This is a genomic window from Pseudoxanthomonas winnipegensis (genome assembly GCF_030322905.1).
GTDB lineage: Bacteria > Pseudomonadota > Gammaproteobacteria > Xanthomonadales > Xanthomonadaceae > Pseudoxanthomonas_A > Pseudoxanthomonas_A winnipegensis.
In genome coordinates, this window is the sequence record NZ_CP095475.1 from 805,054 (window position 1) to 818,816 (window position 13,763).

The window sequence follows — 13,763 nt, forward strand, 5'->3', positions numbered from 1 at the left end:
CGGGCTCTTCTCGTTCCGGGCACTGCGGCACTCGCATGATCCGGACCACGCACCGTGTAGAGCGGAGCTTGCTCCGCTGCTCTGCGTTCGGATCATCGGGAGAGCGATAGCGGAGCAAGCTCCGCTCTACGGCTCTTCGGTCGGATCGTTGGGAGAGCCACAGCGGAGCGAGCTCCGCTCTACGGCTCTTCGGTCGGATCGTTGGGAGAGCCACAGCGGAGCGAGCTCCGCTCTACGGCTGGTCGGATTGTTGGGAGAGCCATAGCGGAGCGAGCTCCGCTCTACGGAACAGCGGCGGCACTTCGAGACCGGGGCGCGTGCTAGCGCGCCTGCGGCTTCTTCGCCGGCGCGAAGCCCGGCTTGCCTTCCTGCTCGGCCAGCTGCGGCACGCGGATCAGCTTGCGCGTGTCCACGCCGTGGGCGCGCATCCGGGCCACCAGGTCGGCGTACTGCGCATCGGGCAGGTCGGCGGTCCGCGAGAAGATCCAGGCCAGGTCGCGGCCCGGATAGTCGACCAGCGCCCATGAGTAGTCCGGCGCGGTCTCCAGGATGCGGTACTTGGTCGGGATCACGCCGAAGAACCAGGTCGTCCAGCGCCGGTTGCCGGTGCCGGCCTTGACCGTGGCGCGCGAGTCCAGGGTCTTGACCGGCTCGCCGAAGCCTTCCTGATAGACGTAATGCACCGCGATGCCGCCGCCGGGCTTGAGCCGGTACTCGTCGCGGCTGGCGACATGGCCGCGCTCGCCGAAGTAGGGCACATGGGCGATCACATGCCAGGCGCCCATGAAGCGCGGCAGGTCGATCGGCGGGGCGGCGTCGGTACTTGTGGTCGGCATGGGCACGGTCCCGCAGGCGGCGATCAGGGGCAGCAGCGCCAGGGCCAGCAGGTGGCGGCGCTTCCGGGGCGAGGCGATGGTCGGCAGGGCGGGCATCGGCGAGCAGGCTAGGCCGGCCGGCGTCAAGGCCGCGTTCGCCCGCGCGGCGGTCGCAACCGGTGAGAATGGGCGCGGGCAGCCTGCGCTTCCACCTCCGACCGGACGCACCGCCATGGCCCACGTTTCGCACGCTGCCCGCACCGCTTCCCACGCCGATCCCCGCCTGGAGCTGACCCTGCGCACGATCGCGCTGACCGGCCTGGCCCTGGTGGTCCTGCTGCCGGCCGCGCGCGGATCGACCGAAGCCCTGGGCTGGACCCCGCTGTGGCTGGCCGGCCTGCCGCTGGTGGCGTGGTGGTCGCTGCACCGCTTCCGCCTGCCGTCCTGGCCCGCGCCGGCGCATCCGGCCATCGATGCGGTGCCGCGGCGTCGGCGCGGCGGTCAGCAGGCCCGCCGCCGCCGCGCGATGACCATCGGGTCACGCAGCCGCTCGCCCGCCCGCGTGGCCTGACCTTCGGCACGGGCAGGGCACCGCGAGGGCTGTGCTAGCGTGCGGCGGCTGCAATGCCTCGTACGGAGCCCGCCTTGAACCGATTCGCCCTCGCCCTGGTCGCCGGCCTCGCCGCCGCCAGCGCCCATGCCCAGGAGACCCCCGTGGACAACGACCCCTACCAGTGGATGGAAGAGGTCGAAGGCGCCCGGCCGCTGGCCTGGGTCAAGGAGCACAACGCGGTCACCGAGGCGCAGCTTGCCGGCACGCCGCAGTTCAAGCAGTTGGAAGGGCAGATCCGCGCGATCCTGGACTCGGACGCCAAGATCCCCTACGTCAACAAGATCGGCGACTACTACTACAACCTGTGGAAGGACAAGGACCACGCGCGCGGCGTCTGGCGCCGCACCACGCTGGCCGAGTACCGCAAGCCCAATCCCACCTGGGAGACCGTGCTGGACCTCGACGCGCTCAACGCCGCCGAGCACGAGACCTGGGTCTGGCACGGCGCCGAATGCCGCAAGCCCGACTACACCCGCTGCCTGATCGCGCTCTCGCGCGGTGGCTCGGACGCCGACGTCACCCGCGAGTTCGATCTGACCACCAAGACCTGGGTCAAGGACGGCTTCTACCGGCCGGCGGCCAAGGGCGGCCTGGGCTGGATCGATGCCGACACCGTCTATGTCTACACCGATTTCGGCGACGGCAGCCTGACCACCTCGGGCTATCCGCGCATCGTCAAGGAATGGAAGCGCGGCACGCCGCTGGCTTCGGCCAAGCTCGTCTACGAGGGCAAGCCGGAGGACATGTACATCGCGGCCGCGCATGACGCCACGCCGGGCTTCGAGCGCGACTTCGTCACCCGCACCATCGCCTTCTACAACGACGAGCTCTATCTGCGCGGCAAGGATGGCGCACTGACCAAGATCGATGCGCCCAACTCGGCGCAGAAGACCGTGCAGCGCGAATGGCTGGCGCTGGAACTGCGCGAGCCCTGGACCGTCGGCGGCAAGACCTACAAGGCCGGCTCGCTGCTGGTGACGCGCTTCGAAGACTTCATGGCCGGCAAGCGCGACTTCGACGTGCTGTTCGAGCCGACCGACACGACCTCGCTGGCCGGGGTCACCTTCACCCGGCACCACGTCGTCCTCAACGTCATGCAGGACGTCAAGAACCGCCTCAGCGTGCTGACCCACACCGAGGGCAAGTGGGTGTCCACGCCGCTGAAGGTGGGCGACTCGGCCTTCGGCGCGATCAGCGCCAGCGCCGTGGACGGCGACGACTCCGACGCGCTGTGGCTGACCGTCACCGACTACCTGACGCCGACCACGCTGATGCTGGCCGACGCCAACGCGCCGACGGCCGCGCTGGCGCCGCTGAAGACGATGCCGACCTTCTTCGACGCCTCGCGCGATGTGATCGAGCAGCACTTCGCCACCTCCAAGGACGGCACGCGCGTGCCGTACTTCCTGGTGCGGCCCAAGGACCTGAAGTACGACGGCCGCGCGCCGACCCTGCTGTACGGTTATGGCGGCTTCGAGATCTCGATGACGCCGGGCTACTCCGGCGGCATCGGCAAGGGCTGGCTGGAGAAGGGCGGCGTGTACGCGGTGGCCAACATCCGCGGCGGCGGCGAATACGGCCCGCGCTGGCACCAGGCCGCGCTCAAGGCCAACCGGCACAAGGCCTACGAGGATTTCGCCGCGGTGGCCCAGGACCTGGCCGCGCGCAAGATCACCTCGCCCGCCCACCTGGGCGCGATGGGCGGCAGCAACGGCGGCCTGCTGATGGGCAACATGCTGACCCAGTATCCGCAGCTGTTCGGCGCGATCGTGGTGCAGGTGCCGCTGCTGGACATGAAGCGCTACAGCCACCTTCTGGCCGGCGCCTCGTGGATGGCCGAGTACGGCAACCCGGACACGGCCGACTGGGACTACATCAAGACCTTCTCGCCGTATCACCTGTTCGATGCGAGCAAGGACTACCCGCCGACGCTGTTCCTGACCTCCACCCGCGACGACCGCGTCCACCCCGGTCACGCGCGCAAGATGGCGGCCAAGATGCTCGACGCCGGCAAGAACGTGCGCTACTACGAGAACATCGAGGGCGGCCACGGCGGCGCGGCCAACAACGCCCAATCCGCGCACATGAACGCGCTGGCCTACACCTTCCTGTGGGAACAGCTGAGCCAGTGACGTGAGCCGCCGACGCAGGGCGCGGGCGCCGCAGGATGCGCGGCGCCCGTGTCCGGCCCTTGCAACCCGATCCAGACGGACCTATCCATGAAGCCCCTTCCCGCCCTGCTGGCCGCGACCCTGCTGATGAGCACTTCCATTCCCTCGACCCTCGCCGCCACCCAGGCCACGCCGCCGGACGTGGCCAAGAAGCCGCACGTGGTGACCGCGCCGTTCGGCGCGCAGCGTCAGGACGAGTACTACTGGCTGCGCGACGACACGCGCACCAACCCGCAGATGCTCGACTACCTCAAGGCCGAGAACGCCTACGCCGATGCGGTGCTGGCGCCGCTCAAGCCGCTGCAGGACACGCTGTACAAGGAGATCGTCGCGCGCATCAAGCAGGACGATGCTTCGGTGCCGTACCGCGAGCGCGGCTACTGGTACTACACCCGTTTCGAGACCGGCAAGGACTATCCCGTGCACGCCCGCCGCAAGGGCAGCATGGAGGCGCCAGAAGAGGTGATGCTGGACGTCAACGCGCTGGCGGACGGCAAGGGCTATTACAGCGTGGGCACCTGGGATGTCAGCCAGGACAACCGTCTGCTGGCCTATGCCGACGATGCGGTCGGCCGGCGCCAGTACACGATCCGCTTCAAGGACCTGAGCACCGGCCAGGTGCTGCCGGACCAGATCCCGGGCGTGTCGCCCGACGTGGTCTGGGCCGACGACAACAAGACCCTGTTCTACGTCGAGAACGACCCGGAGACGCTGCTGACCGTGCGCGTGAAGAAGCACGTGCTGGGCACGCCTGTGGCGCAGGACACGCTGGTCTACGAGGAGCACGACGACAGCTTCTACATGGGCCTGGGCCGCACCCGCGACGACAAGTACATCACCATCGGCGTGCACAGCACGGTCTCCAGCGAGGAGCGCTACGCGCCGGCGGCCGATCCGCAGGCCTTCACCGTGCTGGCGCCGCGTGCGCGCGATGTGGAATACGACGCCGACCATTTCGACGGCCGCTGGGTGATCCGCACCAATGCCGACGGCGCGACCAACTTCAAGATCGTGACCGCCGCCGACGGCGCCACCGCGCGCAAGGACTGGAAGGACTGGATCGCGCACAGCGACAGCGTCTACATCGACGGCTTCGAGCTGTTCGACGGCTTCACCGCGATCGGCGAGCGCTCGGAAGGGCTGGAGCGCATCCGGCTGCTGGGCAAGGACGGCAAGTCCTCCTATGTCCAGGCCGACGAGCCGGCCTATTCGATGGGCCTGGACGCCAATCCCGAGCACGACACGCCGTGGCTGCGCTACAGCTATACCTCGCTGACCACGCCGGCCACGACCTATGAGCTCAACACCGTCACTGGCGAGCGCCGCCTGCTCAAGCAGCAGCCGGTGCTGGGCTACGACCCGGCCAAGTACACCACCGAGCGCCTGTGGGTGACCGCGCGCGACGGCACCAAGGTGCCGGTGTCGCTGGTCTACAAGAAGGGCTTCAAGAAGGACGGCACTGCCGCGCTGCTGCAGTACGGCTACGGCAGCTACGGGATGTCGATGGATCCTGGCTTCTCCGGGCCGGTGGTGAGCCTGCTCGATCGCGGCATGGTCTACGCCATCGCCCACATCCGCGGCGGCGAGGAGATGGGCCGGGCCTGGTACGACAACGGCAAGCTGCTCAAGAAGAAGAACACCTTCACCGACTTCATCGACGTCACCGAGGCGCTGGTCAAGCAGGGTTACGCAGCCAAGGACCGCGTCGCGGCCATGGGCGGCAGCGCCGGCGGCCTGCTGATGGGCGCGATCACCAACATGGCGCCGGACGACTACCGCGTGATCATCTCGCAGGTGCCGTTCGTGGACGTGGTCACCACCATGCTCGACCCGAGCATCCCGCTGACCACCAACGAGTACGACGAGTGGGGCAACCCGGAGAAGCGCGAGTTCTACGACTACATCGTCACCTACTCGCCCTACGACAATCTGAAGAAGCGGGCCTACCCGGCGATGTTCGTCGGTACCGGGCTGTGGGACTCGCAGGTGCAGTACTGGGAACCGGCCAAGTACGTGGCCCGCCTGCGCGATCTGGACACCGGCAAGCAGCCGGTGGTGTTCCGCACCAACATGGAAGCCGGCCACGGCGGCAAGTCCGGCCGTTTCCGCCGCTACCAGGAAATGTCCGAGTACTACGCCTTCATGCTCGACCAGCTGGGCGTCACCCAGCAGCACTGAGCGCACCCCCGGCCCGGGGCTGGCCCGCCCCGGCCGACCCGGCGCACCGATGTTCCCACCCATGGGGACATCGGCGCGGCCTGCAACGCAGCGTGCGCCTTTCGCGATGCCGCCTACACGCGCGGCGGGCGACAATACGCAGGTGGACACGCCCCTGCCGCCGGAACTGACGCCGCCCCCCAGCCGCTTTCGCTGGGCCTGGTGGCTGCTGGCCTGGACCAGCCTGCTGCTGGGCGTGATCGGGCTGTTCCTGCCGGTGATGCCGACCACGGTGTTCATCCTGATCGCGGCCTTCGCCGCCTCGCGCGGGTCCGAGCGCCTGCACCGTGCCCTGCTGTCGCATCGGCACTTCGGCCCGCTGATCCACGACTGGCAGGCGCACGGGGCGATCCCGCGCCGGGCCAAGTGGCTGGCGAGCTGGACCATGCTGGCCAGCGCCGCATTCACCGTGACCGCGATGGCCTGGCTGACGCCGGCGCACTGGTGGCTGTCGGCCATTCCTGTGGCCTGCCTGTCGGCGGTGGTGCTGTGGATGTGGCAGCGGCCCGAGCCGCCGCCGGCGCCGTGACGCGGCGCTGATCGCGTGCGGCCCGCGCCGGCGGTTGTGCGCCGGCAATCGCTATACTCGAGCCATGAAGACCGTATCGCGAATCGCGCTCGTAAGCGCCGTGCTGCTGGCGCTGTCGGCCTGTGGCAACAAGGGTCCGCTGGTGCTGCCGGAGCGGCCCACGCCGGTGCAGCAGCCCGCCCCGGCGCCCAAGACCCAGACCGGCGCGCCGCCGGTGCAGGTCAAGCCGCAGGAACCGACCTCCGCACCGAGCCCGCAGGACGATGCCGCCACCCAGGCCATCGACCAGGGCAGTGGCAATGGCAAGCCCTGACACCGCACCGCTGCGGTTCTCCAAGATGCATGGGGCGGGCAACGACTTCGTCGTGCTCGACCTGCGCGGCGGACGCCCCGCGCCGGACGCGGCCCTGGCCGCGCACCTGGCCGACCGGCATCGCGGCGTGGGCTGCGACCAGCTGCTGACCATCGAGGCGCCGCGGGCCCAGGGCTCGGTCGCCTCGTACCGGATCTGGAATGCAGATGGCTCGCTCTCGGGCCAGTGCGGCAACGGCGCGCGCTGCATCGCCGCCTGGCTGGTGCGTGCCGGCCTAGCGCAGGCCGAGGCGCCCTTCCAGATGGACAGTCCCGCCGGTACCCATCGCGTGCAGCGCACCGAGGCCGGCTTCGCCGTGGCCATGGGCGTGCCGCGCTGGCAGCCGGCGCAGGTGCCGCTGGCCGGGTTCGACAGCGAGCAACCGAGCTATTCGGTGCAGATCGACGGCGAGGCGGTGGTGTTCGGCGCGGTGTCGATGGGCAATCCGCATGCGGTGGTGCAGGTGGCCGATGTCGCCAGCGCCCCGGTGGCCGAGCTGGGCCCGGCGCTGCAGGCCAGCGCGACGTTTCCCGAATCGGTCAACGTCGGCTTCGCCCAGGTGATCAGCCGCCAGCGCATCGGGCTGCGCGTGCTCGAGCGCGGCGTCGGCGAAACCCTGGCCTGCGGCAGCGGCGCCTGCGCGGCGGCGGTGGTGCTGATGCGCGCCGGCCTGGTCGAGCGCAGCGTCACCGTGTCGCTGCCCGGCGGCGACCTGCAGATCGATTGGCCCGACGATGCCGCCGAGGTGGTGATGTCCGGGCCGGCGACATTCGTGTTCGAAGGGGAATGGACGCAATGAGCGAGACCAACGAGAAACTCGGCAGCCACGAGGTGGCCGCCTGGCTGCGCCGGCATCCGGGCTTCCTGCAGCAGTTTCCGGACCTGGCCCAGACCCTGGTGGTGCCGCGCGAGAAGGGCCCGGCCGCCTCGCTGGCCAGCTACCAGCTGGAGGTGCTGCGCGACAAGAACCGCGAGCTCTCGCGCCGCCTGGGCGAACTGTCGGCCAACGCGCTGGAGAACGAGCGCCTGGCCGTGCGTGTGCACCAGCTGACCCTGGCGCTGATGCGCCAGTCCAGCGTCGCCGACACGCTGGCGGCGATGGCGGCCTCGCTGGAGGAGGATTTCCAGGGCGACCTGGTGCGGATCGTGATCTTCGCGCCGCTGCCGGAGTCGCTGATCGACGCGCCCTGGCTGCAGTCGATCGCCGAGGGCAGCTCGCACCTTGTCCCGTTCCGCGACTGCCTGGCCGATGGCGAGCCGCTGTGCGGGCGCCTGCAGCCGCAGAAGAACACGCTGCTCTACGCCGCCCAGGCCGAGGAGATCGGTTCCTCGGCGCTGCTGCCGCTGCCCGGCGTGGGCTTGGTGGCCGTCGGCAGCCGCGATGGCAACCGCTTCTACCCCGGCATGGGCACGCTGTTCCTGCGCATGATGGGCGAGGCGCTGACCACCGCGTTGAAGCGGTTCGGATGATGGAAAGCCGGGACCGGGGACCGGGGACCGGGGACCGGGAAAAGCCTAGGCAGTCGCGCGGTCACGCTGCTGTTCCGGGTCCCGGGTCCCCGGTCCCCGGTCCCGTCGCGGATTTTCTCGACCACCTGCGCGTCGAGCGCCAGGTCTCGGCGCATACGCTGGACGCCTATCGCCGCGACCTGACCGCACTGACCCAGTGGGCCGCGCAGACGCAGGACGGCACGCCGGTCGAGGCGCTGCAGGCCGATCAGCTGCGGGCCTTCATCGCCGCCGGTCATCGCCAGGGGCTGGCGCCGACCAGTCTGCAGCGCCGGCTGTCGGCCTGCCGCAGCTTCTATCTGTGGCTGCTCAAGCACGGGCGCATCGCCGCCAGTCCCGTGGCCGGGCTGCGCGCGCCCAAGGCGCCGCGCAAGCTGCCCAAGGTGCTCGACGCCGACGAGGCCGTGCGCCTGGTCGAGGTGCCGACCGATGCGCCGCTGGGCCTGCGCGATCGCGCGCTGCTGGAACTGTTCTATTCCTCCGGGCTGCGCCTGAGCGAACTGTGCGCGCTGCGCTGGTCCGACCTGGACCTGGCCGCCGGCGTGGTCACCGTGCTGGGCAAGGGCCGCAAGCAGCGCATCGTGCCGGTGGGCTCGCACGCGCGCGCCGCGCTGGCGGCCTGGCGCGAGGAAAAGCCGGCCGAGGACGCCGCGCCTGTGTTCCCCGGGCGCGGCGGCGGCACGATCTCCCAGCGCGCCGTGCAGCTGCGCATCCAGCAGCTGGCGCAGCGCCAGGGGCTGTTCAAGCACGTGCATCCGCACATGCTGCGGCATAGCTTCGCCAGCCATATCCTCGAATCCTCCGGCGACCTGCGCGGCGTGCAGGAACTGCTCGGCCATGCCGACATCGCCACCACGCAGATCTATACGCACCTGGACTTCCAGCACCTGGCCAAGGTCTACGACGGCGCGCATCCGCGCGCCAAGCGCAAGTCCTAAAGCCGCGCACTGCGGCGTCCGGAAGTGGCGAGCCGCGCCACATGCGAAAGGTCATGCTGGCGTTCCACCCATCTGCAGTGTCGCCATGTCCCGCTTCCAGCTGTCCGGTCTGGACCACCGACGCTTCCAGCCCCTCTTCGCGCTCGACGACGCGGCCTTGGCCGCGCGTGGTGCGTTGCGTTGCCGTGTCGATGACGCCCACGGTTACCCCTGCCGCATCAGCCTGGAGGACGCGGCGCTCGGTGAGGACGTGCTGTTGCTCCCATACGCGCACCAAGCCGTCGACTCGCCGTATCGCAGCTCCGGGCCGATCTATGTGCGCGCCCGGGTGACCCAGGCGGTGCTGCCGCCGGGCGAGGTGCCGCCTTACGTCAGCCGGCGCCTGATCTCGCTGCGCGCCTACGACCGGCGCGACATGATGGTGGACGCGCAGGTGCACCGGGGCGTCGACGTCGCCGAGGCATTGGAAGCCTGGTTCAAAAGCCCGGCGGTGGCCTATGCGCATCTGCACAACGCCCGGCAGGGCTGCTTCTCGTGCCTGGCCCGCCGCGTCGCCTGAGTTCTGGCGGCAAGGCAGCCACAGGTGGCAGGAATATGACCCTCGTATTGCGCTGGCTGACAATCTGGTCAAGGTTCAGCTTGGACGGGCAAGGATGCGGCTCCCTTCAACAGGACCAGGAGTCGTTGCATGAGGCAGTTCCTTTCCGCGTTGACGCTGTCGCTGGCCATCGCCGCGCCCGCCATGGCCCAGGACGCGGCCGCCACCCGCGACGCGATCATCAAGAACGGTGCGCAGCTCAACGGACTGGCGCAGCAGTGCGGCAACATCACCCCGGAACAGGCCAAGACGCGCAAGGAACAGTCGCGCGCGGCCATCTACGGCAAGGGCGCCGATTCGAGCGGCTTCGATGCCTTGTACGACGCCGGCTTCAACGCGGGCATCGCCAGGATCAAGTCCGCGCCCGATGGCGGCAAGCAGATGTGCGAGCGCCTGAAGGCGCTGCAGCAGGGCCCGGCGAAGAAGTAAGCACGATCCGCCGCGCCTGGGCGTTGGGCCCAGGCGCGGCGGGCGGGTTGAAGACCCGCGCTGGGCGCCCCATCTGCTCTGGAGCATTCCGGAGCCTGCCATGGACCCCAGTCAGAACCCCAACGTCTTCCACGCCACCACCATCCTGTCGGTGCGCCGCAACGGCCACGTCGCCATCGCCGGCGACGGCCAGGTCACGCTCGGCCACACGGTGATGAAGGGCAATGCGCGCAAGGTGCGGCGGCTGGGCCGCGACGGCCACGTGCTGGCCGGCTTCGCCGGCGCCGCGGCCGATGCCTTCACCCTGTTCGAGCTGTTCGAGGCCAAGCTGGAAAAGCACGGCCAGCTGCAGCGCGCCGCGGTCGAGATGGCGCGCGACTGGCGCACCGAGCGCCGCTACGGAAAGCTCGAGGCCCTGCTGGCGGTGGCCGACAAGGACACCTCGCTGATCATCAGCGGCACCGGCGATGTGATCGAGCCGGAGGACGGCATCATCGCCATAGGCTCCGGCGGCTCCTATGCCCTGTCCGCCGCGCGCGCGCTGCTGGCGCATACCGAGCTGGAGGCCAAGGCCATCGCGGTCGAGGCGCTCAACATCGCCGGCGACATCTGCATCTATACCAACCGCAACGTGGTGGTCGAAGAGCTGTGAATGGGGAATCGGGAGTGGGGAATCGCAAAGGCGGTTTCCCGTATCCCGATGGCTCCGCTTTTGACCATTCCCCATTTCCTATTCCCGATTCCCACAATGAACGAAGCGAATAACTCCACCATGACCCCGCGCGAGATCGTGCAGGAGCTGGACCGGCACATCGTCGGCCAGCACGCGGCCAAGCGCGCGGTGGCCATCGCGCTGCGCAACCGCTGGCGCCGCGCGCAGCTCGAGCCGGAGCTGCGCAACGAGGTCATGCCCAAGAACATCCTGATGATCGGCCCCACCGGCGTGGGCAAGACCGAGATCGCGCGGCGCCTGGCGACGCTGGCCAATGCGCCGTTCGTCAAGGTCGAGGCCACGCGCTTCACCGAGGTCGGCTATGTGGGCAAGGACGTCGAGCAGATCATCCGCGACCTGGCCGACACCGCGGTCAAGCTGTATCGCGAACAGGCCAAGACCCGGGTGCGCACCCAGGCCGAGGAGCGCGCCGAGGATCGCCTCCTCGATGCGCTGCTGCCCAAGCGCAGCGGCGGCATCGGCTTCGATCCGGCCGTGGTGTCCAGCGAGCCGTCCGCGCAGGACAGCGACACCCGCGCCAAGTTCCGCAGGATGCTGCGCAAGGGCGAACTGGACGACAAGGAGATCGAGCTGGAGCTGGCCGCCAGCGTCGGCGGCGTGGACATCATGACCCCGCCGGGCATGGAGGAAATGGGTCAGCAGCTCAAGCAGATGTTCTCCAGCCTGGGCGCGGCCAAGACCCACAAGCGCACCGTGACCATCAAGGCCGCGCGCCCGCAGCTGATCGAGGAAGAGGCCGCCAAGCTGGTCAACGAGGACGACGTGCGCGCGGCGGCAATCGAGGCCTGCGAGCAGCACGGCATCGTCTTCATCGACGAGATCGACAAGGTCGCCAAGCGCGGCGAGAACGTCGGCGGCGGCGATGTCAGTCGTGAGGGCGTGCAGCGCGACCTGCTGCCGCTGGTGGAAGGCTCCAACGTGTCGACCAAGTACGGCACGGTCAAGACCGACCACATCCTGTTCATCGCCTCCGGCGCGTTCCACCTGGCCAAGCCCAGCGATCTGATCCCCGAGCTGCAGGGCCGCTTCCCGATCCGCGTGGAGCTGGGCGCGCTGAGCAAGGAGGACTTCGTGCGCATCCTCACCGAGCCCAAGGCGGCCCTGACCCGACAGTACGTGCAGCTGATGCAGACCGAGGGTGTGACTTTGGCCTTCGAGCCCGACGCGGTGGAGCGCCTGGCCGAGATCGCCTTCCAGGTCAACGAGCGCCAGGAGAACATCGGCGCGCGGCGCCTGCACACCGTGCTCGAGCGGCTGCTGGACACGCTCAGCTACGAGGCGCCGGATCGCGACGGCGAGGCGGTGACGGTCGATCGCGCCTATGTCGACAAGTACCTGGGCGAGCTGGTGCAGGATCCGGACCTGAGCCGTTACATCCTCTGACCGATGCCGGCGGTCGAGATGACGAAGGCGCCTGCGGGCGCCTTCGTCGTGTGGTGCCGGCGACGCATGCCATGCCTGCCGGAAGCCGCAATGGCGGCGATGAGGCCTTGCCGGGCAAGCCCCTCGCCGCCATCAGCGGCTCCCCTAGGTAGAGCGGAGCTTGCTCCGCTGGGGCTTTCCCACGATCCGGCCGAAATGCAGCGGAGCCCCCAAGAGGGGATTGCCACAAGCTCCGCTCTACAGGGAAGCCGCGACGTGGTCGGAACAGACAAGGGCTCCCAGAGTAGTCACAGCGCGTTGTTGGTCCGTTCTGGATGCGCGGCATACGCTGCGCCTGTCTTTCCCGTCATCGAGGTGCGTCATGCTGCGTCCTCTCGTGCTCGTGTCGGCGCTCGCGCTGGCCGCCATCGCCGCGCCTGCGCAGGCGCGCACCACCTGCCACCTGACCTTCCAGATGTCGGGATGGTCGGTGTTCTACAAGACCTCCCAGGGCACCGGTGAAATCACCTGCGACAACGGCCAGCGCATGGCGGTGAAGGTCAGCGCCAAGGGCGGCGGGCTGACCGTGGGCAAGTCCAGCATCCACGGGCGCGGCGAGTTCACCGAGGTGCGCAGCATCGATGAGCTGCTGGGCAGCTATGCCACCGCCGAGGCGCATGCCGGCGTGGAGAAATCCAGCAAGGCCCAGGTGATGACCAAGGGCGAGGTGTCGCTGTCGCTCGCCGGCACGGGCAAGGGCTGGGATCTGGGCGTGGCCTTCGGCGCATTCCATATCGAGCCGCGCTGATTGCAGCGCGGCGCCGGCGCGGGCGCGATCGTGCGCGCTGTTAGGCGAGCAAAGTCCTTGGGTTCCCGCGTTCGCGGGAACGACGAAGCAGGGGTTGTGTGGTTGAGCCGCGTTGGTGGAAAAGATGAGGAACGACGGTGAGCCGCTTCAGTCCTCGCCGATGTCCTCGTTCCACACCTCGGGGTGGGCGGCGATGAAGCCGCCGAGCAGGTCGACGCATTCCTGATCGTCCAGATCGATGACCTGCACGCCCGATTCGCGCAGCCAGTCGATGCCGCCCTGGAAGGTGCGCGATTCGCCCACCACCACGGTGCCGATGCCGAACTGGCGCACCAGCCCCGAGCAGTACCAGCACGGGGCCAGGGTGGTGACCATGATCGTGTCGCGGTAGCTGCGCTGGCGGCCGGCCTTGCGGAAGGCGTCGGTCTCGCCGTGCACCGAGGGGTCGCCTTCCTGCACGCGGCGGTTGTGGCCGCAGCCGAGCAGGCGGCCGTTGCCGTGGTAGAGCGCCGCGCCGATGGGGATGCCGCCTTCGGCCAGGCCGGCGCGGGCTTCGTCGATGGCCGTGCGCAGCAGGGCGGCGTAGTCGGGGGTGGCGATCATGCAGGGGCTCCAGCAGGGGCGAGGACATCGCCGTTAGACCAAAGGATATTGCATCGCAACAGGAGCTGGACGGGCGACATGGAATA

The 13,763-nt window shown here is 69.2% G+C and carries 15 protein-coding genes; 13 read left to right on the forward strand and 2 right to left on the reverse strand.

Annotated features, from left to right (window positions below):
• Window positions 1-320: 320 nt before the first annotated feature.
• A complete protein-coding gene (locus MWN52_RS03410) occupies window positions 321-932 on the reverse strand; it encodes a lipocalin family protein (protein WP_286576622.1) in 612 nt (203 codons plus the stop codon).
• Between the two features lie 115 nt (window positions 933-1,047).
• On the opposite strand from MWN52_RS03410, the gene MWN52_RS03415 reads away from it, so the two are divergent.
• From MWN52_RS03415 to MWN52_RS03475, 13 genes are all read left to right on the forward strand, one after another.
• Entirely contained in the window at window positions 1,048-1,386 is a 339-nt protein-coding gene (locus tag MWN52_RS03415; protein ID WP_286576623.1) for a hypothetical protein, read from the forward strand.
• Between the two features lie 53 nt (window positions 1,387-1,439).
• Window positions 1,440-3,560, forward strand: a complete 2,121-nt coding sequence (locus MWN52_RS03420; protein WP_425608072.1) for a prolyl oligopeptidase family serine peptidase — start codon at window positions 1,440-1,442, stop codon at window positions 3,558-3,560.
• Window positions 3,561-3,647: 87 nt separating this feature from the next.
• Window positions 3,648-5,777 carry a S9 family peptidase gene (locus tag MWN52_RS03425; protein ID WP_130530765.1) on the forward strand — a complete coding sequence of 710 codons (2,130 nt, stop codon included), beginning with the start codon at window positions 3,648-3,650 and terminating at the stop codon, window positions 5,775-5,777.
• 142 nt (window positions 5,778-5,919) lie between these two features.
• Window positions 5,920-6,345, forward strand: a complete 426-nt coding sequence (locus MWN52_RS03430; RefSeq protein WP_286576625.1) for a YbaN family protein — start codon at window positions 5,920-5,922, stop codon at window positions 6,343-6,345.
• A gap of 64 nt (window positions 6,346-6,409) precedes the next feature.
• Window positions 6,410-6,658: an LPS translocon maturation chaperone LptM gene (gene lptM, locus MWN52_RS03435; RefSeq protein WP_130515497.1), complete on the forward strand. Its 249-nt coding sequence runs from the start codon at window positions 6,410-6,412 to the stop codon at window positions 6,656-6,658.
• On the forward strand, window positions 6,645-7,496 hold the full coding sequence (dapF, locus tag MWN52_RS03440) for a diaminopimelate epimerase (RefSeq protein WP_286576626.1): 852 nt from the start codon (window positions 6,645-6,647) through the stop codon (window positions 7,494-7,496). Before lptM ends, dapF begins: the two co-directional genes overlap by 14 nt.
• The gene (locus tag MWN52_RS03445; RefSeq protein ID WP_286576627.1) at window positions 7,493-8,167 is read left to right on the forward strand and encodes a DUF484 family protein; all 675 of its coding nucleotides are present in this window, start codon (window positions 7,493-7,495) and stop codon (window positions 8,165-8,167) included. Before dapF ends, MWN52_RS03445 begins: the two co-directional genes overlap by 4 nt.
• Window positions 8,164-9,144, forward strand: a complete 981-nt coding sequence (xerC, locus tag MWN52_RS03450; protein WP_425608073.1) for a tyrosine recombinase XerC — start codon at window positions 8,164-8,166, stop codon at window positions 9,142-9,144. The genes MWN52_RS03445 and xerC overlap by 4 nt, the downstream gene beginning before the upstream one ends.
• A gap of 85 nt (window positions 9,145-9,229) precedes the next feature.
• Window positions 9,230-9,703, forward strand: coding sequence for a DUF1203 domain-containing protein (locus MWN52_RS03455; protein ID WP_286576629.1), 474 nt, complete (start codon window positions 9,230-9,232; stop codon window positions 9,701-9,703).
• A gap of 129 nt (window positions 9,704-9,832) precedes the next feature.
• Window positions 9,833-10,171, forward strand: a complete 339-nt coding sequence (locus tag MWN52_RS03460; protein WP_130515509.1) for a hypothetical protein — start codon at window positions 9,833-9,835, stop codon at window positions 10,169-10,171.
• Between the two features lie 100 nt (window positions 10,172-10,271).
• Window positions 10,272-10,823, forward strand: coding sequence for an ATP-dependent protease subunit HslV (gene hslV, locus MWN52_RS03465; protein ID WP_130515511.1), 552 nt, complete (start codon window positions 10,272-10,274; stop codon window positions 10,821-10,823).
• A gap of 96 nt (window positions 10,824-10,919) precedes the next feature.
• Window positions 10,920-12,287 (forward strand): ATP-dependent protease ATPase subunit HslU, encoded by a 1,368-nt coding sequence (gene hslU, locus MWN52_RS03470; RefSeq protein ID WP_205953477.1) that lies wholly within the window; start codon window positions 10,920-10,922, stop codon window positions 12,285-12,287.
• A 361-nt stretch (window positions 12,288-12,648) separates the two neighbouring features.
• Entirely contained in the window at window positions 12,649-13,074 is a 426-nt protein-coding gene (locus MWN52_RS03475) for a hypothetical protein (protein ID WP_286576630.1), read from the forward strand.
• Window positions 13,075-13,221: 147 nt separating this feature from the next.
• On the opposite strand, the gene MWN52_RS03480 is transcribed toward MWN52_RS03475, so the two are convergent.
• On the reverse strand, window positions 13,222-13,677 hold the full coding sequence (locus MWN52_RS03480; protein ID WP_286576631.1) for a nucleoside deaminase: 456 nt from the start codon (window positions 13,675-13,677) through the stop codon (window positions 13,222-13,224).
• Window positions 13,678-13,763 lie beyond the last annotated feature (86 nt).

Excerpts from the sequence above, each read along its gene's own strand:
- MWN52_RS03460 (WP_130515509.1), top strand. The coding sequence starts at position 9,833 with ATGAGGCAGTTCCTTTCCGCGTTGACGCTGTCGCTGGCCATCGCCGCG.
- dapF (WP_286576626.1), top strand. The coding sequence starts at position 6,645 with ATGGCAAGCCCTGACACCGCACCGCTGCGGTTCTCCAAGATGCATGGG.
- MWN52_RS03475 (WP_286576630.1), top strand. The coding sequence starts at position 12,649 with ATGCTGCGTCCTCTCGTGCTCGTGTCGGCGCTCGCGCTGGCCGCCATC.
- MWN52_RS03480 (WP_286576631.1), bottom strand. The coding sequence starts at position 13,677 with ATGATCGCCACCCCCGACTACGCCGCCCTGCTGCGCACGGCCATCGAC.
- xerC (WP_425608073.1), top strand. The coding sequence starts at position 8,164 with ATGATGGAAAGCCGGGACCGGGGACCGGGGACCGGGGACCGGGAAAAG.
- lptM (WP_130515497.1), top strand. The coding sequence starts at position 6,410 with ATGAAGACCGTATCGCGAATCGCGCTCGTAAGCGCCGTGCTGCTGGCG.
- MWN52_RS03410 (WP_286576622.1), bottom strand. The coding sequence starts at position 932 with ATGCCCGCCCTGCCGACCATCGCCTCGCCCCGGAAGCGCCGCCACCTG.
- MWN52_RS03445 (WP_286576627.1), top strand. The coding sequence starts at position 7,493 with ATGAGCGAGACCAACGAGAAACTCGGCAGCCACGAGGTGGCCGCCTGG.
- hslU (WP_205953477.1), top strand. The coding sequence starts at position 10,920 with ATGAACGAAGCGAATAACTCCACCATGACCCCGCGCGAGATCGTGCAG.
- hslV (WP_130515511.1), top strand. The coding sequence starts at position 10,272 with ATGGACCCCAGTCAGAACCCCAACGTCTTCCACGCCACCACCATCCTG.
- MWN52_RS03420 (WP_425608072.1), top strand. The coding sequence starts at position 1,440 with ATGCCTCGTACGGAGCCCGCCTTGAACCGATTCGCCCTCGCCCTGGTC.
- MWN52_RS03425 (WP_130530765.1), top strand. The coding sequence starts at position 3,648 with ATGAAGCCCCTTCCCGCCCTGCTGGCCGCGACCCTGCTGATGAGCACT.
- MWN52_RS03455 (WP_286576629.1), top strand. The coding sequence starts at position 9,230 with ATGTCCCGCTTCCAGCTGTCCGGTCTGGACCACCGACGCTTCCAGCCC.
- MWN52_RS03415 (WP_286576623.1), top strand. The coding sequence starts at position 1,048 with ATGGCCCACGTTTCGCACGCTGCCCGCACCGCTTCCCACGCCGATCCC.